16 protein-coding genes are annotated in these 19,351 nt (G+C 41.6%); 6 read left to right on the forward strand and 10 right to left on the reverse strand.

The annotated features are described in order from the left end of the window. Position 1: 1 nt before the first annotated feature. Complete coding sequence (gene fmt, locus PN457_RS18160) at positions 2-1,003, reverse strand: methionyl-tRNA formyltransferase (protein WP_271735006.1); 1,002 nt, start codon at positions 1,001-1,003, stop codon at positions 2-4. Between the two features lie 939 nt (positions 1,004-1,942). Here fmt and PN457_RS18165 point away from each other — a divergent pair. After that, complete coding sequence (locus PN457_RS18165) at positions 1,943-3,217, forward strand: hypothetical protein (protein WP_271735007.1); 1,275 nt, start codon at positions 1,943-1,945, stop codon at positions 3,215-3,217. Between the two features lie 112 nt (positions 3,218-3,329). On the opposite strand, the gene minE is transcribed toward PN457_RS18165, so the two are convergent. From minE to PN457_RS18190, 5 genes are all read right to left on the reverse strand, one after another. Further along, positions 3,330-3,629, reverse strand: a complete 300-nt coding sequence (gene minE / locus PN457_RS18170) for a cell division topological specificity factor MinE (RefSeq protein ID WP_271735033.1) — start codon at positions 3,627-3,629, stop codon at positions 3,330-3,332. 32 nt (positions 3,630-3,661) lie between these two features. Next, entirely contained in the window at positions 3,662-4,468 is an 807-nt protein-coding gene (gene minD / locus PN457_RS18175) for a septum site-determining protein MinD (protein ID WP_271735008.1), read from the reverse strand. Between the two features lie 44 nt (positions 4,469-4,512). Further along, a complete protein-coding gene (minC, locus tag PN457_RS18180) occupies positions 4,513-5,577 on the reverse strand; it encodes a septum site-determining protein MinC (protein ID WP_271735009.1) in 1,065 nt (354 codons plus the stop codon). 73 nt (positions 5,578-5,650) lie between these two features. Then, the gene (locus PN457_RS18185) at positions 5,651-6,976 is read right to left on the reverse strand and encodes a four-carbon acid sugar kinase family protein (RefSeq protein WP_271735010.1); all 1,326 of its coding nucleotides are present in this window, start codon (positions 6,974-6,976) and stop codon (positions 5,651-5,653) included. Between the two features lie 855 nt (positions 6,977-7,831). Next, entirely contained in the window at positions 7,832-9,052 is a 1,221-nt protein-coding gene (locus PN457_RS18190) for an ISL3 family transposase (protein ID WP_271735011.1), read from the reverse strand. 206 nt (positions 9,053-9,258) lie between these two features. Between PN457_RS18190 and PN457_RS18195 the strand changes: the two genes are divergently transcribed. Genes PN457_RS18195 through PN457_RS18205 form a run of 3 tightly spaced genes read left to right on the forward strand, consistent with a single transcriptional unit; the run spans position 9,259 to position 12,397 of the window. Beyond that, complete coding sequence (locus tag PN457_RS18195; protein WP_271735013.1) at positions 9,259-10,311, forward strand: dipeptide epimerase; 1,053 nt, start codon at positions 9,259-9,261, stop codon at positions 10,309-10,311. Then, a complete protein-coding gene (locus PN457_RS18200; RefSeq protein WP_271735014.1) occupies positions 10,295-11,341 on the forward strand; it encodes a DUF1611 domain-containing protein in 1,047 nt (348 codons plus the stop codon). Before PN457_RS18195 ends, PN457_RS18200 begins: the two co-directional genes overlap by 17 nt. Before the next feature lie 33 nt (positions 11,342-11,374). After that, positions 11,375-12,397, forward strand: coding sequence for an aspartate carbamoyltransferase catalytic subunit (locus PN457_RS18205; RefSeq protein ID WP_271735016.1), 1,023 nt, complete (start codon positions 11,375-11,377; stop codon positions 12,395-12,397). Between the two features lie 93 nt (positions 12,398-12,490). Here PN457_RS18205 and PN457_RS18210 read toward each other — a convergent pair whose 3' ends face one another. Beyond that, entirely contained in the window at positions 12,491-13,831 is a 1,341-nt protein-coding gene (locus PN457_RS18210) for a TldD/PmbA family protein (RefSeq protein ID WP_271735018.1), read from the reverse strand. Between the two features lie 119 nt (positions 13,832-13,950). After that, positions 13,951-15,423 (reverse strand): TldD/PmbA family protein, encoded by a 1,473-nt coding sequence (locus tag PN457_RS18215; protein ID WP_271735020.1) that lies wholly within the window; start codon positions 15,421-15,423, stop codon positions 13,951-13,953. Positions 15,424-15,640: 217 nt separating this feature from the next. On the opposite strand from PN457_RS18215, the gene PN457_RS18220 reads away from it, so the two are divergent. Then, the gene (locus PN457_RS18220) at positions 15,641-16,462 is read left to right on the forward strand and encodes a SirB1 family protein (protein ID WP_271735021.1); all 822 of its coding nucleotides are present in this window, start codon (positions 15,641-15,643) and stop codon (positions 16,460-16,462) included. Here PN457_RS18220 and PN457_RS18225 read toward each other — a convergent pair. Both PN457_RS18225 and PN457_RS18230 read right to left on the reverse strand, forming a co-directional pair. Then, on the reverse strand, positions 16,459-16,908 hold the full coding sequence (locus PN457_RS18225) for an SRPBCC family protein (RefSeq protein WP_271735022.1): 450 nt from the start codon (positions 16,906-16,908) through the stop codon (positions 16,459-16,461). The genes PN457_RS18220 and PN457_RS18225 overlap by 4 nt on opposite strands. Positions 16,909-16,966: 58 nt before the next feature. Beyond that, complete coding sequence (locus PN457_RS18230) at positions 16,967-18,427, reverse strand: GTP-binding protein (protein WP_271735023.1); 1,461 nt, start codon at positions 18,425-18,427, stop codon at positions 16,967-16,969. Between the two features lie 197 nt (positions 18,428-18,624). On the opposite strand from PN457_RS18230, the gene tpiA reads away from it, so the two are divergent. Continuing rightward, entirely contained in the window at positions 18,625-19,350 is a 726-nt protein-coding gene (gene tpiA / locus PN457_RS18235) for a triose-phosphate isomerase (protein WP_271735034.1), read from the forward strand. The last annotated feature ends 1 nt before the right edge of the window (position 19,351 follow it).

Here is a 19,351-nt window from a genome sequence, read left to right on the forward strand (position 1 = left end):
GTCAACAATTCCCTAATACTTCGCCCACAATTAAACGGTTACCATTGACAAAATCCCATCCCGACTGGGGACGTTTACCGGCTAACTGAACCTCTCGTAAAAGTAGCAACCCCTGACCAGTTTGGGCAATAGGGCCAATTCCCTTGGCGATGCTTACCACTTCTCCTATACTCCCTGATCTGGTTGATAAATCAGGTAATTTTTCGTATATTTCTTTTATTTCAGTTGTCGAATCGTCACAGTAAGCATCCCCAATGGGAATAGAGGCAATAATTTTTATTCCTTGATCACGAAAGGTGGTTGTACAATTGGGGTAAAAGCCTCTAATTTGGTTGTGTAATTGAATAGCAGTCTTTGACCAGTCTAATGTGTAGTTGTGCTTTGTAATCAAAGGCGCGTAAGTCGCTTCTGAGTCATCTTGAGGAACAGGTTCAATTTCTTGATTTTGCCAATGGAATAAAGTTTCTACTAATAAATCTCCACCCATTACAGATAGCCTCTGAGCTAAATCCTGGGAATTATCTAGCAATGCAATCGGTGTGCTTGCCTTCAATAACATAGCTCCGGTATCCATTCCTACATCCATTAACATTGTGGTGATTCCCGTTTCCTTTTCACCGTTATAGAGACACCACTGAATTGGTGCTGCACCACGATACTTAGGTAAAATCGAGCCATGGACGTTAATACAACCTAACCTGGGCATATCCAATATTTCTGCTGACAAAATCTGTCCATAGGCCACGACCACAAAGACATCTGCATCAGACTGTTGAAGTTGGGTTAAAGTCTCAGTATCCTTTTTAATCCGTGGTGGTTGCCATACAGGCAAGTTATGGTCAATAGCAACGGTTTTGATGGGGGAAGGGATTAATTTATTTCCCCGTTCACGGCGTTTATCAGGTTGGGTGACAACTGCTAAAATCTCAAACTCTGGTTGATTTAATAATTTTTCTAGGGTAGGAACGGCGAAGTGAGGTGTTCCAAAAAATACTATTTTCATTAGTTATTACTTGTTACGTAGGTCATCTGAAATGATTTGTCTTTCCCCCAGGACAAAATACAAATAAAGTCCTGACTCAAAACCAATTTAGATAATTCTATAGGATTTTCGCCCACTGATGTACTTAGTAGTAGTTGCGTAATAAATCAAAACACGGATAAATAATCTGGCGTTACATGTCCTGATAAATCACCCCGTTCCCGACGGTACGGTGTCCATGAACCAAGCTTATTAGCAGTAACACTGCAAAATGAATTTTTTTGATGTTAAAGTGGTTTCATATTGGCGAAAATCAAGTTTCCTTGATAGACTATATATAGTGGGTTAAGCAGCTAATCAGTTGGTGTGAACTCTCGGCAGTATTAGTCTTCCTATTTGGCTATGTTTCACAACCAGTCATTTTAGGCTGACTGAATCAATCTGTGTGATGGGTTTAACCCCTATTTGGTTAAGAGTTTAGTTGTGTTTATCGAACTCATGAGATGGCGATGCCTCAATTTTTCCAGAAATATTAGTTTCTATCTTAGGGTAGATGGTCAAGCTGTTTTCTTAGTTTTATTGAGTTGTGCATCATCTTTCTCAACTTTTGAACTAACGCCTGAATTTTACCTTGATCAGGCTCTGCTTTCTTGTAGCAGGAATCAATAGGGTAAGGAAATGTACCATATTGTATGTAGCTAATAACTATAGAGTTACTCTGCATGACTTTTTGATGGCAAACCTCCAGGAACACAATTACAATCTCTCTGTAAACAGGTGCAAATTATTATGATACTAAACTTTTGTCAAGTTCTGCAAAGTTTCAACAAATTATCCAGTTTAAATCGTTAAATGTAGAAATTTGTAGTTATATCTTTAATTATCTAATTATCGTCTGCTTCCTTGCTGCCTAGGTATTGCTCTTCACACAGCACGCCCTCCTCCCTAGAGAGTCCACATATGCTCAAACCCTTCTTGCTATCAGGATGGTTCCGCCTCCAACCATTTCTCAATTATTTTGTTCTGGTGATGCTGATCACCCCCTTAGTTGCTGTATCGGTTCACTCTACCTCAGCAAAACAATCAAAAGCAGTCACAAATATGGCCACTGCACGGTCAGAGTTTGACTCTGCTCCTTTGACAGTGGCTAGTATAAATGAACCTTATTTAGTTGAAGCATTAACAACATCTCCCATCATCTCTTTGACGGCAAAATCTCGCACTATGCCATTGTTAATGGCTTCTCTTGGGGAACAGTCAAGATTACAAAACGGGGCTTACTCTTTGCTAACAGATATTGAGTCCCATCATGTTTCACCATTCACAGGAGGAGAACTAGTAGTAATTCCAGAAACTCCTGTGAGTAAATTTAATTTAGGGCAACAATTCCCACAGCCTGGGAATAGCCTTCATGCACAGTTCCCTAATGAATTGCTGATGGCTAAATCATTGAGAAAAACTCCTCAACAATTGCCAGAAATTTTCAGGCGAGAAACACCTGTGATTGAAGAACTGGATGAAGCGCAAGTAGGAGAGATTGATCCCATAGGAAGCCCCCATCCCATTCCTTGGAAATGGATTCTCGCTACCCATGAGGCGATTAGTGCTAACGGTGGTTCGGGGGTTCGCTATTACCGCAGTGTGCCTGTGAGTTCTCCAGATGGTAGATATATTGTTTACAGTAGGGTGCAGCTAGAAGTAAAACCAGAAATGTATAACAGCAAAGTTACCAGTGTGATGTTTCTGGAAGATACGCAAGCTAAAACCTTGCGGGTGATGCTTTCAACAGGTCCGATAAGCGATCCTTTGTTGAACACAAAGGACTCATCAGTGGTAGCAGATACTGGTATGAGTGGTCAAATTGGGGTTTTAGTTCCTGTTAGCTGGTCAGAAAAAGGCGATCGCTTTTTAGCACGTAAATTTAAAGGTAAGTTCAACACAGGCGATTCTACAGACCATGCAGTCATTTGGGACATGCAAAAAAATTACATTAATACTGTTGCTCCTGCTCGTGAGGCACATGAGCATGAGAAGATAGCCGTATTATTGGGTTGGAGTAAAAACAAACCTGATCATGCACTTTTCCGTTCAGGAGAAATGGGAGAAGAAAACTGGCCTTTGGTGCAAGTTACTACCGATGGTCAGACTTTAGATACAACAGATGCAGATCAGCCTATTACTTTTGGTCAAAAAATTACAGAAGTTTGGCCAGGTCCACAATTTGCTTCTCGATAGCTTCTAAATGGTCAGCCTGACTCCCGTTGTCATATAATCACAACGGGATTTTTTTTACAACAATTAAAGCTATAGAATAAATTTTTCTATTTAGTGATTTACCTAACTACTACTATTCTAACTTTTCACTGTTTTCTAATTGATTCAGGGTTTGTTTGACGCGACGGATAGGTAAATTAGCAATCAAGGCTGTGGTGCGTTGGTTGCTTTCTAAAGAAAACTCTAGTCCCTCTGCCTCAATTTCCACATAGCGACAAACTATCTCTAGAATTTCCTGTCGCATTTTTTCTAACTTTTGCGGGTCTAAATCAACGCGGTCGTGGGCAATCACCAGTTGCAAGCGACGTTTCACTTGTGTGCGACTGCTGTCAGGACTACGTAAAAATAATCGTTCTATAAGTTCGAGAATCATTGCCAATAGGTTTGCGGAGACTGGAACATGAATTAAACAATCTTTGTCCATAACAACCTTCGCAGACGGGCGAAGAGGCTGTCGTGGGGTGAGTCCAGATCAAGAAAATCGACCTTTTCTCCTTCCAATCTACGGGCAATATTATCAAAGGCTATGGCAGCTAAAGAGGGGGTTTCCCCTAATACTAAAGGTTCGCCGCGATTGGTAGAGACAATAACACGGTCATCATCCGGTATCACCCCGATGAGGGGTATTGCCAGAAGTTCCTGAACGTCTTGCACAGACATCATATCATTTGCTCGCACCATTGCTGGTCTGATGCGGTTAATGATTAAATGAGCACGCTTAATTCCTTGTGCTTCTAATAACCCCACTACTCTGTCAGCATCGCGAACTGCGGAAATTTCAGGAGTAGTGACAATTAGGGCTTCTTTTGCCGGGGCGATGGCATTTTTAAACCCATTTTCAATACCAGCCGGACTGTCAATAATCACGTACTGAAACTTTTGGGCTAGTGCATTCACTAGCAATTTCATTTGTTCCGGAGTGACTGCGTCTTTAGAACGATTTTGCGCTGCTGGTAGTAATACAAGATTGGGCTGTCGCTTATCTTTAACCAAGGCCTGTTCTAATCGACACTCCCTAGCCAGAACTTCCACCGCAGTATAAACTATGCGGTTTTCTAGTCCCAGTAACAAATCCAAATTTCTCAGACCAAAATCCGCATCAACTAAAGCTACTTGACGCCCCATTTTGGCTAAAGTCATGCCTAAATTTGCTGAAACTGTGGTTTTACCCACTCCTCCTTTACCGGAGGTAATGACAATAATCCGAGTCATGATAGAGTTGCGCCCGATGAGGGTTCAGGAAATATAGTAAATACTTATAGCACCTGATTTAACCTATTTAATTGGTTTCTGGAAAAATCATTAGCCCTGGCGATGCGAATTCCTTCGGAGGTAATGTGAGCCACTTCTGGAAAAGTCGGCATTGGTGATTTCTCTGGAGACCTAGCTACAGCATCCGCGATCCGCAACTGGGTTGGTTCCATTTGCAAGGCCATAATCAGACACTGACGATTGCCTCCGGCACCCGCATGAGCAATTCCACGTAATCTTCCCCATACTACAATATCTCCTTGTGCAACTACGATACCACCTGGATTTAAATCTCCTAAAATAACTACTGTGCCAGGATGACGAATTTCAGTCCCGGAACGTACTGTCATTTCTAGATATAGGGCATCTGCTGAGGTGGGTATAGCAGTTTTAGACTGGGAATTGAGAGAACTTTCTGGTGCAATCTGTTCGACTGAATAACCAGAGGTGACAGCGGCGATCGCCGTTTGCCGACGACTGGTGGCTACAGATTTCAAATCCAGTTGCGCCTCACCCAAAGCCTCAGCGAATTCTTGTAGTTGTCGTCCATCTAACAACCGGTCTTTAGCGATTAAATGTACTGGTCTGCTAGATCTGCGAAAGCGTTCGCTGGCATTTAAGCGCAACTTTAATTGTTGCCAAATCTCAGACCAGGCGAGTTCTGAAGCTGGTATTTGAGACTCATCTGGCAAAACTACCAACAGTCTTTCTCCCTCACTTTTTAACTGCACTTGGATATGGTTTTTTAAACTATTCTCTGCTGTTAATGACTCAGGAGGGTCACTATCCAAATCTATATCATCCAACTGAGACAGAGAATCTACATCAGTAGGAATAGAGTTTGAATCTAGATCATCCGATTCAGAATTTGACTGTAAGTAAAGGATAACAGAATTTAGTTCTGCATCCGGGATAATATTATCAGAAGGAGTCTCAATATTACCGGACTTCAACGCCCCACCCTCTGCAAAGCTAGGATTTACCTCTAAATCCGGAATATGAGACGTTAATCCTGCATCAGGGAGTGCAGAATTTGACTCTAAATTGGGGATATGAGAATCAGAAGTCATGCAGCACCAACCAAAAGATACACCGAGTAATTATCAATATTAAGTCAGTTGTAAAATCCAAAAATTTTTTTACCTATGGCTTTCTAGTTAATCTTCTGTAAATTCTCGCCAAGGCATCAGCATCGCCGACATTACCAGGAAACAGCACCACTGGTAAATTGGGAAACTGAGGGTGTTCCGCAGTGGTGATCACCATTGAACAACCAGCTAAAATTTGTCCCAGTAACCGGGCTGAATTTAAACACAGTCCGGTACTTAAGACATCGTTGGAAGTTATCCCACCCTTGCTGATTAAAAATCCGATATCAGATGGTAAACCCCGGACAATATCCATCAATAAACCCGAAACTTTCAGCCCAAATTCTAACCTACTGTTGATATCCTGAAAAGTTAGTTCCTGACGACTGGTATAAACTACTGGTGTTTTACCACCATTATGTACCGCTTTTGTAGTTTCCACAATCTCGGTTAGCAGTTTAGCCGATTCATTCACCCCATTATCCAGTAATCGTGCTACATCTACTTCAATTCCCACCGTCCCCTCCACTTGCAATAACGACTGCAACTGCTGAGTGGTCTTTTTCACGTGGGAACCGACAATTACTGCACCCGGTTTTCCGTCCCGCACATATTCCGCCATGTTTTCAGCGGCAATGGGTTGAGGAGGTAAGCCCGCCAAAGCTGTTAGAATACTGGCAGCACTGCGAAACAAAAAGCGTTTTCCTTGACTTGCTGCTGTTAGCACATCTACCGCAAAGGAGTTGAGATCCGCTTGTGTCTCACCATCTACCACGGCGCACTGATTATTACTCAGTCCCAATAAGCGTTCTAAACTACCACTGCGAATATCCTCCAGTAAAAATCGGGTTACAGATTCCGCACTAATACGCCCCTGAGTCTTTTCATCTACATATTTGGGTAAGTAACTGTGATGGTAGCTGAATACGGAATCACGGGCAAATTCTGTTTCATGTACTGGGGTCGGTATACCATCAATCATCAGGTAGTGTACGCTGTCGCGGGTGATGCGACCACCTTCAAAAAATGCCGGGACAAGAAAATGAGCGTCAAACGGTCCGAGTTCTTGGGCGATCGCATCCGTTTCTATGGGATAATGTCCTCGCAGTGTTGAGTCGGAACGGCTAACAACTAAAAAGTCAGTTATATTTTCCTCTCTTAACGCCTGTTTTAACTTTTGACAGACTTCTCTAGTCACGGCAGCTGCTGACTCCGGCGGTAAGGATCTCGTATTTGTCAGGACAAAGAATATTGGTGAATCATCTTGCAAGCCGAGGCGTAAAGTATCTACATCCCACTGCATCAACAGTAAGCAACTGTGGACAGTTTGCGAGCCTGTGGGGTCATCATCTAAAACAATAATTTTGGGTCTATTATTCATAAATGTGTTTTATTTACAAGTATTTTTTTATTATCCCGCAAAATGCGTTGGCAGTAACTTTTACTGATAGAAGATTTTTTATTTAACCACAGATCATCAACACAAATGAACACAGATACCCCATATTACATTATAGAGCGGTACTCTTAGAGGATGTTTGTCAATTTATGATTAGTGTATCAAATATTGTTTTACCCCTCCCTAACCCTCCCCTTGTAAGGGAAGGGGACTGGATTTTATTGTTTTTTGTGTGTTCGGTGTGTTCCGCAATCCTTCCCATTCCCCATTCCCTGTTCGGTGTGTTCGGTGTTTTCCTGTGTTCCCTAAGATAAAAATTACCTGTTTAAAACTTATCAAACAACCTTTAAGAATCTTATAACTTTTGTCGGCACTATTGTACCTGACTTAAATAAAAGTTGCTGTGATAGTACGGAATTTGGATATTTACTATTAAACTTGTTTTATTTGCTGGTATTTTTTTGATATTCGAGATTTCTTGACACACATATAATAATACAGCATTTATCAGTTTTATGAAGGATAAAAAATTAATTTTATCACATTTATGGTTTACGTAGCTTAGTAGTTTGTACATACCTTGATCTGAAAGATTTTTTTAATCTTCTGAAAATATTTGCATATCCGACTCAGGCTAATACATAATTTTATGATTGAATGATTTCTTATATAAGTGTTTGTTAATGAATTAAAAGATTTTGAATATCTTCTGTGCTATGTAATTTCTGGTTTCGGTTTTTTAGTCATAATTTTAGCTAAAAATCAATGTATTTCGTTAGTATTTTTAACACGATTATCATATGATATTGCTAATAAATTGTGGTTCTTCTGTTACTTTTATGGATAATCAATAGTAAAATGCCAGTTTAATAAACTGCGTAATCTAAAATTACTGAAATTACGGAAGCCATATCCAAGTCTTTTAATTAACTTGAGTTTATTATTAATTCCTTCTACAGTACCACTTGTAGTTTTACCGTCAAAATAAACGACTATTTCACCGAACCATCTAACTATTGTACCTATACTTTTCGGAAAGTATGAAAGTGATTCATACATCCAATCCAATAATTTTATTATACTATCTCCCCATGATTTAGTTGTTTCAAATATATCTCTAAATTCTTCTTTTAGTGAGTGCATTTTGGCAAGTTTTGGTGACACTTCTTGCACAGACATTAATTTTTCTTTCGGCTTTTCATTGAGAGAGTCTTCATTTTTAATCAAGCTATATTTGCTTTTGTTTAACGCCTCCAACATTCGTGATTTTTCCGATTTATTATCTAGCGCCATAGCTGCCTTCTTTTCCGTTTTACGCATACTATCTAATTCATCATTTACTTGTTTCATTACATGAAATCTATCAGCAGTTACATTAGCATTTGGCATTAACTCTTCTACTAAACTTTTATAAGGAGACCAGAGGTCAATGCTAACTTCTTCAATTTTATTAAGTATCTCAAATCTCCAACTGACAATAACTTCACGGATATCGTCTATTCGTCTTGATTGCACTATCTCAATTGGTTTATGACTATCTAAATCTACTATTACTGCTAAATAGTCTCCTTGTCCTTTAACTAAAGCTATTTCATCTATACCTAACCTTTTTACCTGACTTAAATTTATATTTAATATTTGCTTTCCTTGATTTTTTAACATTGATTCTACTTCTTCGTCACTTAAATCATTTCTTTCGGCAACACTGCGTATGTTACTATTTAATACTTGTTGCACTATATCTATCGCTAATCTTTTCGTATATCCTTTACTTTTATCTACAAAATCTAGGTTTTCACTAAAAAGTTTCTTACACTTGTGACATTTAAATTGGCGACGATTTATTTTTAATAGAACTGGTTTTTTACTCCAAGCTAAATCATGGATCATCCGCCAGTGATTCTGATGTATACTATGAGTGATTTGTCCACAGGATGGACAAGTCGAATGATTCACCCCTTTTTCTAGTGTTATAATTATTTCTCCCCCTTCAATTTCTTGAAAATCTAATACTTTCATATCGGGAAGATTCAAGATTTTCTCTACAGTAAATTTCATGGCGATCGCCTAAAAAAATATGATATTTATAATATATAATATAATATGTGTGATAATTAAAGTATGTTAGATGTTGCTTAAATGCTTGTAGAGTATATATTACAGACATTGATATCACTCAATTATAGTCATTAAAAGTTACTAGATTTCCCTAGTAGCCATAAAAATGCCGGAAGAACCTAAATTGTTTTGTGCCAATATTGCTCATGCAACTAGAAATAAAACCATTTACTGTCAAGAAAAGGTTTCCCTTGACTATTAGTCGCGGAACAACATCCCAAACAACAAACCTATGGGTAAAGATTTTACACGATGGCATTGAGGGTTGGGGGGAAGCATCGCCATTTGGTGTAGGTAATCATGCCCAATCTACTGTTCTGATTAAACAGCATTTGCAGGAACTAGCACCAATATTAAAAACATTTAGCCCGTTACAACGACAGCAAATTGAGGTAATTTTAACACAACGGCAGGCTCCCTCATCGGTGAGGGCAGCGCTGGATATGGCTCTATGTGACTGGCTAGGTAAGCTTGTGGAATTACCTCTGTGGCAAATTTGGGGATTTGACCCTAATGTTATAGTTCCAACTTCTGTCACAATTGGAATTAATTCACCGGACGCAGCCAGGGCGAGGACGCGGAACTGGTTAGAATTTATGGATGTTCGCCTTTTCAAAGTAAAATTAGGTAATCCTGATGGTATCGAGGCTGATCGGAAAATGCTGTTAGCAGTGCAACAAGAAGCACTAAATTTAGAATTATTCGTAGATGCAAACGGGGGTTGGAGTTTAGAAGATGCCATTTATATGTGTAATTGGCTAGCTGATTTGGGTATAAAATATGTAGAACAACCATTACCACGAGGGCAAGAAACAAGTTTAGCCTCACTCAAAGAAAAATCCCCTTTACCAATATTTGTGGATGAAAGTTGCTTTACCAACAGCGATATTCCTGATTTAGCAAACTATGTGGATGGTATAAATATCAAACTCATGAAATCAGGGGGACTCACAGAGGCTATGCGTATGGTACATACAGCCCGAGCTTATGGGTTACAAGTGATGTTCGGTTGCTATTCTGACAGTACACTAGCAAATACAGCCGCAGCACAGTTAGCACCATTAGCTGATTATTTAGATTTAGACAGTCACCTTAACTTAATTGATGACCCCTTTACCGGTGCATTGCTGCAAGAGGGGAGAGTTTTACCAAACGATTTACCTGGCTTGGGGGTACAATACAGTGCGTTTGCTGCTTAATCAAAAAATAGCAATTCTGCTACATGAAGGAATTACGGGAACTCAGGGTAAAACCGGGCTATCACTTTTACGCTACTGTCAAGCCCCCATCGTTGCCTTAATTGATCGCCAATGTGCGGGCAAATCTTTGTTAGAATTAACTGGGATCAAGAACAATGTGCCAATTGTATCATCATTAACCGCAGCACTCAAGTACAAACCGGAAGTACTAGTAATTGGTATTGCTCCTAAAGGTGGGGCCTTACCGGATGATTACTGGGAAGACATTAAAAATGCCTTACAAGCCGGGATGTCTTTGGTAAATGGTTTACACACACCATTGGCAAATATACCAGAGTTAAATGCTCTGCTCAAACCGGGACAATTAATTTGGGATGTACGTCAAGAACCGGCTAATTTAGGCGTTGGTAGCGGTTTGGCTAGTACTCTTCCCTGTCGGCGGGTGCTGACTGTGGGAACTGATATGGCAATTGGTAAAATGTCCACTAGCCTAGAATTACATTGGGAGTCACAGCGACGGGGGTGGCGTTCTAAATTTTTAGCTACAGGTCAAGCCGGGGTGATGTTAGCAGGGGAGGGGATACCCTTAGATGCTGTGCGGGTAGATTTTGCGGCCGGTGCTGTGGAACAAATGGTGATGGGTTGTGGTAACGACTACGACATTCTCTATATTGAGGGACAAGGTTCATTGCTGCATCCTGGTTCTACTGCTACTTTGCCTTTAATTCGTGGCTCCCAACCAACACAATTAATTTTGGCACATCGGGCGGGACAGGCTCAAGTGCGTAATCATCCCCATGTTGTGATTCCCTCTTTATCCAAGGTAATTCGCTTGTATGAAAGTGTCGCTAGTGCAGCAGGTGCTTTTGGGGATGTTCCTGTGGTGGGTATAGCTTTGAATACGGCTCATTTAGACGACTTGACAGCTCAAGATGCGATCGCGCAAACCACAGCCGAAACTGGTTTACCTTGCAGTGACCCTGTGCGTTTTGGGGCTGGGATTTTGTTAGATGCGATTATGAATAATTAAGGAACTCGAAATTTAAATATTAAAAACAATTTTATGCCTAGTAGCACCTGGAATCGTCATCACGTTCTTTCCCTGGCTGACTTCACAACCAATGAATACGATACAGTTTTACAAACTGCTGCTAGTTTTCAAGAGGTGCTGTCACGGCGGACAAAAAAAGTACCAAGTCTACAAGGACAGGTGGTGGCGAATTTATTTTTTGAACCCTCCACACGCACCCGCAGCAGTTTTGAACTGGCCGCTAAACGCCTGAGTGCAGATACCCTTAACTTCACCGCCGCCAGTTCTTCCATGACTAAGGGAGAAACAATTCTTGACACAGCCAAAACCTATTTGGCTATGGGAACTGATATTATGGTCATCCGTCATCGAGAAGCAGGAGTACCCAATGCGATCGCGCAAGAAATGGATCGTCTGGGAGTAAGAGTTAGCGTGCTCAATGCTGGTGATGGTCAACATGAGCATCCTTCCCAAGCACTGCTAGATTTATTTACGATCTGTACATTGATTGACCCCAGTCATCCCCGACTAGAACTCTTAAAAGATAAAAAAATTGCCATCGTCGGAGACATTTTACATTCCCGCGTAGCCCGATCCAATATCTGGAGTTTAACAGCCAGTGGCGCTCAAGTCCATCTAGCATCACCGCCCACCCTTCTACCTCAGTTATTCCAAGACTTTGTTTTAGAGAGCGGTCAAACTGACTCATCCCCAAAACTTAACCGTCAACTATTTTTACATTGGGAATTAGAACCAGCCTTAAAAGATGCAGATTTAGTCATGACCTTGCGCCTGCAAAAGGAACGCATGACAGCTCACCTACTCCCAAGTTTACGAGAATATCATCAGACCTTTGGCATTACACGCAAAAAACTACAACTGTGCCAGCCTCATGTTAAAGTCTTACATCCAGGGCCAGTCAACCGTGGTGTAGAAATTAGCTCAGATTTGATGGATGATCCAGAATTTAGCCTAATTCAGTCCCAAGTTACCAGTGGTATCGCTATTCGTATGGCACTGTTGTATTTATTAGGTAGTGGTAAAGATTCAGCTTAGTAGTGGGGGACTTAAGTCCCCCACTGACCGCAAAGCAATATACTACAACCGAAGAGAAGAGGCTGATCAACAACCCATAACTTCCCTTAACTGTTACTCTCCAGTAATAGAAAGTCCGTCAACCCAAATTTTGGGACAAACTCCACCAGGGGTAAGCTCGACTTCTTTTTCTACATAAACTATCGACTTCAGGAGTTCCAAGAAATCACCCGCAACAGTGGCTGATTCAATACTAGTTCTCACACCATTATTAACTAACCAGCCATCAAAAGGCAGAGAAAACGAACCTTGTAAAGATTTAACCCCTGCATGGAGAGCTTGTAAATCATCAATCAAAACCACATTTTCCGCAGTTTCTAAGCTCAACTCCTGTGCGGGTGATGTAGCTGCAAAAACATGATAGAAGTTAGGACTAACGCTGACTTTTGCCCCAATACTAGCATTACCAGTCGGCTGGGTATTCATTCTTTTCGCAGTACCCGCACTGTGAAGAAAACTTTTTAAAACGCCATTTTCAATCAGGGACACCTGGCGAGTCGGAGTTCCTTCACCATCAAAACTTTCCGCACCCACGTTAGCAGGGTGTAGTGCATCATCATAAACTGAAAGCAAAGGTGAAGCAATTTGCTTACCTAAATCATCGGCATTAGACAAGCTTTGATTATCCAGAATACTTTGAGCATTGAACAGGTTAGAAAAAGCACCCAATAAACTTAAAAAAGCATCAGGAGAGAAAACAACTAGATATTTACCAGACTGGATTTTTTCATAGTTCAGGTGACTAATAGTTTTCTGGGCTGTTTCCTGGACACAACCATTAATGTCGAGACTATTTAAACTCCGCTCAACTCTAAAAGCGCTACCACTGCGTGGTTTTTTGCCATCTTCCTCAGTTTTGCTGTAAAGATAAATCGATGCTAAAGAATGAGATTCAGTTCTAGTAGCACCGTCACTATTGACATAGAACCTATCAATATCTCTTTGAGCTAAACCATTATAAGGCACACCCTTAATTGCCCCATGAGCCGCTAAAAGTTCCTTTTCAGCCGCCAGTAGACTGTTAATCAACTCAGCCACAGGTGCTTGGGGCGCTTTATCATGAGGTGTATAGGCAATAGGAACAGTGGACTCTGGACTAAAATCCGGGACATTTTCCTTCACACCAAAAAAACTCGCCTCGTAGGCAGTTTTTAAAGCTAATTCTAGGCCTTTGGGATCTACATCTGTGGTGCTGGTAACACCCATTGTATTCTCATCATTCCAGACGCGAACAGTTACCCCAGAACGATTTGAGGCTTTTACTTGTTTCGGCTCACCTTGGTCTACTTGGACGCTAGTTTCATCTATTGTTGAGCCGTAAATGTCAAATTTTTTAATACCAAGTTTACTAGCTTTTTCCTTGGCGTTATTGGCAATTTCTGTAATATTCGGCATAGTCAAAGGATTTCGTATTTGAGATTGTGTTGCGCCAAAAGTTTGGTTTGTGATTTTGTGCCTTGGTGGTGTATTCCATGTTGTATTAAACACGAAAACACCAAGACACGCAGGAATTTCTATCTGCCGCCAACAGTGATAGAATCAACCTTAATGTGGGGTTGTCCAACCGTGGTGTAGATACTGCCACTAACAGAACCGCAGAAGCCGGGAGCTAGTTCCAAATCTTGAGAACACATGGAAATCTTATTCATAATTTCCTTGGCTTCACCAATGAGAATGGCTCCTTTTAGTGGTTTAGTGATTTTGCCATTTTCGATTAAATAAGCTTCATCTACACTAAAGTTAAATTGACCTGTAGCGCCAACGCTACCGCCCCCCATCTTTTTACAGTAAATACCTTTATCAACAGAGTTAAATAAATCTTCAGTGGTGTAGTCCCCAGGAGCAATATAAGTATTACGCATCCGACTAGCAGCAGCAAAAGTATAACCTTGGCGGCGACCGCTTCCGGTTCTAGGGTGTCCAGTGCGAGAGGAGCCTGTTCTGTCTGCTAAGAAGTTTTTCAGGACACCTTTTTCAATTAATAGGGTTCTTTGAGCTGGCATACCTTCATCATCCATGTCAATGGTACCAAAGGCATTTTCTGCCCGTCCCTCGTCCCAAGCTGTGAGACTTTCGTGGGCAATTTTTTCACCTTTTTTGTCGGCGAATGGGGTTGTTTTGCGTTCAATTTGGGTAGTTTCTAGCAGATGTCCACAGGCTTCGTGGAAAATTACCCCACCGAAGTGATTCGCCATGATAATGGGGTAAGTACCTGAATCTACATAGTCTGCATAGAGCATTTTCCCGGCAGATTCTGCTATTTGTTCGGCTGCTTGTTGATAATCCCAAGTTCTCAAGAAATTAGCATCACTGGTGTTACCAGCGCGTTCCCCAATGGAGGCGCGATTAGCACCGTCAGCGCACAATAGGTTAAACCCCACCGATTGCGTGAGGCGAATGTCACGAGCAAATGTGCCATCACTAGCAGCAACTAAGACTTCTTGCCAATCTCGGAAATAGGAAGCCCGGCGAGATTGTACGTGACTAGCTTTTCGCTGCAGTTGAGCAGTACCATCTAAAAGCACTTCTCCCATTTCTCGGATGGAACTACACAGGGGTAACCAACCATCTTTGCCTCTTTTGGTGGCGTAGTCTCTGAGTAACTCTAGGTTAATTTCTGGGATAAAAGCATTATGAATAGGTAGTTGTAGTCCCAGAATGGAAAGACCTTTTTCTAAGGCTGCTTTTAAACCCCCAAAGGATAGGTCATTGGTGCTAACGTAGCAGTCGGCTGCACCGCGAAATACCCTCACCCCTGCACCAGTGACTAAACTGGGTGAAATGCTGGTAATAGCGTCGTCTTCTGCTAGACAACTAATGTAGTTACGACGTTCTAAAAAGAATTCGATCAGGTCAGCACCGGCGGCGCGTCCTAATCCTAGGAGGGTCGCCAGAGGGGCTTCCCAGGTGTCATCGAATCGCTCTGGAGTTGAGGAGTATTGTAGTGTGGGAATTTGGTTGGACAGAAGTAGTGTACTTGTAAGCATAGATAGCCTCGTCTGCTGGCGTTATCAGAGATTTGACTGAAAAACCTCTGGTGCCTTAACTCTAGCAAAATTCTGGGATTGGGGAGATGATGCTGCGGGGTTGTTAAACTGCTGTGAACACCTAGACAAAATTCGGATTTTCTGTGGGCGGTTATTGCTCTGAGTGTAAACTGGAGTTACTCAGGGGTAAATATTTAATTATACTCAGGATTTACTTATGAATTTCTCGTCAGCTAGATTATATTTTTACCAGGAAATTCAGGAGCATGAGGAGGCTATTGACTTAGCCAAGGCAGCTTTGTATATAGCTCAGGAAGAATATCCTCACCTGGATATTGCGGAATACCTCAATACCCTGGATATAATGGCTGGCGAAGTTCAAGAACGCTTACCCGCTTCACAATATCCTCTGCGAATTATCCAAACTATTAATCAGTATCTCTACGTTGATTTAGGATTTGCTGGTAATCAAAAGGAGTACTATGACCCCCGCAACAGCTTTTTCAATGATGTCATTGACCGTCGTTTGGGGATCCCCATTACTTTGGCGTTGGTTTATCTAGAAATTGCTCGTAGGATTGATTTTCCTATGGTAGGTGTGGGAATGCCAGGACATTTTCTGATTCGCCCGAATATTCCAGATATGGAAATTTTTGTGGATGCGTTTAATGGGGGTGAGGTGATGTTTGTAGAAGATTGTGAAAAACGATTATCTCAAGTGTTTCAGCAACCTGTGAGTTTACAGCCTGAGTTTTTAGAACCGGTAAGTAATCGGCAATTTTTGATGCGGATGCTGACTAATTTGAAATATATTTACCTCAAACAACAAAATTTAGCAAAAAGCTTGGCGGCTATAGAACGAATTTTGTTCTTGTTTCCTGGGATGATTTTAGAAGTGCGCGATCGCGGTTTGCTCTATTATCAACTTGGTGAATATGCCCAAGCTGCTGATGATTTGCAAACTTATTTGGATAAGGTTCCTCATGCTCAGGATGCGGTGGTAATTCGCAGCTTACTGGCTGAGTTGGACAAGGATTAGCTAATCACTAATGACTCTGCTACTTGTTTGAGGCGACTTAGTTGGGCTTGCATATCTTTTTGAGTCCAAGATGCGGCAAAGTTATTGAACCCCCAACTGACCACAGGATTAGGAATATTGAACTCAAAGCGATTGACAAGAAGTGTTCCTTGTGGTATTTGTTGACATTCCCAGCGATCGCGTCCTTGAAAGAATCCCTGAAATTCCCAAACCACTAAACCTGGTTCTCGTTCCACAACAACGCTGTATAAGCTGGGCTTAAGTAGGGGAACTTGAATAATAAAGCGACTTTCACTACCCACATCAGTACTCCAAACTGCCCCCACAGGTTCACAACACAGAGCAGGATTGAGCCAACGGTGCATGAGTGTTAAATCAGTAATGCAGCGTTCCACCACTGAAGCTGTGGCATTAATTTGAATAGATTGTTCAAAAGCTCGGGACATTCTACATTTCTCATCCTGTAGCTGTACTTAGAATATCGCAAAACTAGACATAGATGATTTAAGGTTTTAGTTTCACCTTTTGTTGTAATTCCTCCTTAATGCGGTTGAGGATAGATTGCTGGTCTAAGTTGGCCAAAATCCGACTAATAACTGCTTTGGGTGCTTCATCCCCCCAAGTAGCGCCATTGGCTAAATAAACCTTAGTAACTTGTCCAATACCATAGGAAGAAACCCCGGCCACCCCAGCTTGGGTAAGTGCTACTGAAATGTAAGGCGCAAAGGTGGCGCCAGCGGTAGCTGATGCAGAAATACCCAGCAGAGTTTTTAAGCCACTTAAGCCTAAATTTGCGAGTAACTCACTCAAACCGATACCGCCCATACTCAGGGCAATTTTTTGGAGCAATTGTACAGCACCACTTTCGCTCATAGGGATGCCATAGAGTTTAGACAAACCCAAAATCAAAGAAATATCAATTACTATACTACTAAGTATATCCACAACAGTAACCGGATTGAGAGCGATCGCTATTGCCTTAGTCATCACAGCCTTCCAAATCAACTGATTAGCATTTTGCTCCCTAATCATTAGTTTTCGCTCTACCAACTGCTCATTGACATTATCCGCATAAAGCATAGTATTGAGAGCCACCAAAGCCTTACCCTCACGCTGTAAAATCTCCAGAATTTTTAGTTTCAGTTCTTCAACCCGGGCTGTACTGGTACGTAACTGCACCCCCCTACTACCATCAGGGCGAATAATCGCGGTCCTCACCAGTGGTGATGCTGCTGTCATGACAATTTCCAGGGGAGTGAGTAACTCCCTGACCCGTTCATCTCGGATTTTGCGATAAATTGCCATGCGGTCGGATTCGGGATATTGGTCTACCTTGTTAAATACCAGAATTATAGGTTTACCGGCTTCCCGCAACTGAGAAAGGGCTTGATGTTCTATTTTTGTCATGTCCCCGGCAATCACAAACAAAATTAAATCTGCTTGCTTTGCTACCTGTTCAGCTAATGCAGCACGAGTATCACCATCTACTTCATCTAACCCAGGAGTATCAATTAGTTCCACCTGACATTGACCCTCCCCAGATAAAGTTACCCGTAAGGTAGGTTCATTGTCCCCGATTTTTTCTTCACTAATAGTCCAGTCAACTCTTTGGGAATTACGGGTGACTCCATGGAGAGGTCCAGTTTCAAACACGGTTTGTCCCACTAAGGCATTGAGTAGGGAGGACTTACCGCGTCCCACCATGCCAAAAGCAGCAATTTGTACTACCACACTGTCCAACTTACCCAGCATAGTTTCCAAATCAGCCAGTTCAACTTCCAAACCGCGTTTTTCCTGGGGGGTCAGGTCAACATTGGTAACTAAGTTTCGCAGTGCTGTTTGTGCTTGTTTATAGTTGAGTGACCTTTGAATATCCTCAAAACTGAAAATGGCACTATCAAGTTCTGCCTCCCAGTTAGGCGAGTCGCTGTGATGAGGTTCAGGCAAAGGCAATGTAGAAGTCATATCAATTTTAAATTGGCGATTTGGGATTTTATCCCGATATTCTTATCCTAGTTATTTTTAGCAGGAGATTGGGTGAATCAGTAGGGGTGCGCAGGGGAAGTTTTTCGCAATTACTAATGAGCAATGAGCAATGACTAACAAAACGTCCTAAACTGAAAAATGCATCTATTAGCGTTAGAATCTTGACTAAATCACCTGTGCGGAAAATAGTTATAGCCGGTAACTGGAAAATGTTCAAAACCCAGGCAGAAACCCAAGATTTTTTACAGGGATTTCTACCTCACTTGGAGGAAATACCCCAAGGGCGGGAAGTGGTATTGTGTCCTCCTTTCACTAACCTAAACCTGTTGTCCAAGAGTTTGCATGGTAGCGTCATCCAGTTGGGGGCGCAAAATGTTCACTGGGAAGAAAATGGAGCCTATACGGGCGAAATTTCTGGACCTATGTTGACGGAACTTGGTGTACGTTTTGTAATTGTCGGTCATAGCGAAAGACGACAATACTTTGGAGAAACAGATGCAACGGTCAATTTACGCCTCAAAGCGGCTCAAAAGCACGGTCTGACACCGATTTTATGTGTAGGCGAAACTAAAGAACAACGAGATGCTGGGGAAACTGAATCAATAATTACCGCCCAGCTAGATAAAGACCTGATAGATGTCGATCAGGATAATTTGGTGATTGCTTACGAGCCTATTTGGGCAATTGGTACTGGTGATACTTGTGAATCCACTGAAGCTAATCGGGTCATTGGTTTAATTCGTAGTCAGTTGAGTAATCCTCATGTTTCGATTCAATACGGTGGTTCAGTGAAGCCGAATAATATTGATGAGATTATGGCTCAACCGGAAATTGATGGCGCTCTTGTGGGGGGAGCCAGTTTGGAACCCGCAAGTTTTGCTCGCATTGTCAATTACAAGTAAT

It is taken from the genome of Anabaenopsis arnoldii (assembly GCF_028331025.1).
Taxonomy (GTDB): Bacteria; Cyanobacteriota; Cyanobacteriia; order Cyanobacteriales; family Nostocaceae; genus Anabaenopsis; species Anabaenopsis arnoldii.

Bases quoted from the DNA above. Each gene is read 5' to 3' on its own strand.
- fmt (WP_271735006.1), bottom strand. From the start codon at position 1,003: ATGAAAATAGTATTTTTTGGAACACCTCACTTCGCCGTTCCTACCCTA.
- PN457_RS18165 (WP_271735007.1), top strand. From the start codon at position 1,943: ATGCTCAAACCCTTCTTGCTATCAGGATGGTTCCGCCTCCAACCATTT.
- minE (WP_271735033.1), bottom strand. From the start codon at position 3,629: ATGATTCTCGAACTTATAGAACGATTATTTTTACGTAGTCCTGACAGC.
- minD (WP_271735008.1), bottom strand. From the start codon at position 4,468: ATGACTCGGATTATTGTCATTACCTCCGGTAAAGGAGGAGTGGGTAAA.
- minC (WP_271735009.1), bottom strand. From the start codon at position 5,577: ATGACTTCTGATTCTCATATCCCCAATTTAGAGTCAAATTCTGCACTC.
- PN457_RS18185 (WP_271735010.1), bottom strand. From the start codon at position 6,976: ATGAATAATAGACCCAAAATTATTGTTTTAGATGATGACCCCACAGGC.
- PN457_RS18190 (WP_271735011.1), bottom strand. From the start codon at position 9,052: ATGAAATTTACTGTAGAGAAAATCTTGAATCTTCCCGATATGAAAGTA.
- PN457_RS18195 (WP_271735013.1), top strand. From the start codon at position 9,259: ATGCAACTAGAAATAAAACCATTTACTGTCAAGAAAAGGTTTCCCTTG.
- PN457_RS18205 (WP_271735016.1), top strand. From the start codon at position 11,375: ATGCCTAGTAGCACCTGGAATCGTCATCACGTTCTTTCCCTGGCTGAC.
- PN457_RS18210 (WP_271735018.1), bottom strand. From the start codon at position 13,831: ATGCCGAATATTACAGAAATTGCCAATAACGCCAAGGAAAAAGCTAGT.
- PN457_RS18215 (WP_271735020.1), bottom strand. From the start codon at position 15,423: ATGCTTACAAGTACACTACTTCTGTCCAACCAAATTCCCACACTACAA.
- PN457_RS18220 (WP_271735021.1), top strand. From the start codon at position 15,641: ATGAATTTCTCGTCAGCTAGATTATATTTTTACCAGGAAATTCAGGAG.
- PN457_RS18225 (WP_271735022.1), bottom strand. From the start codon at position 16,908: ATGTCCCGAGCTTTTGAACAATCTATTCAAATTAATGCCACAGCTTCA.
- PN457_RS18230 (WP_271735023.1), bottom strand. From the start codon at position 18,427: ATGACTTCTACATTGCCTTTGCCTGAACCTCATCACAGCGACTCGCCT.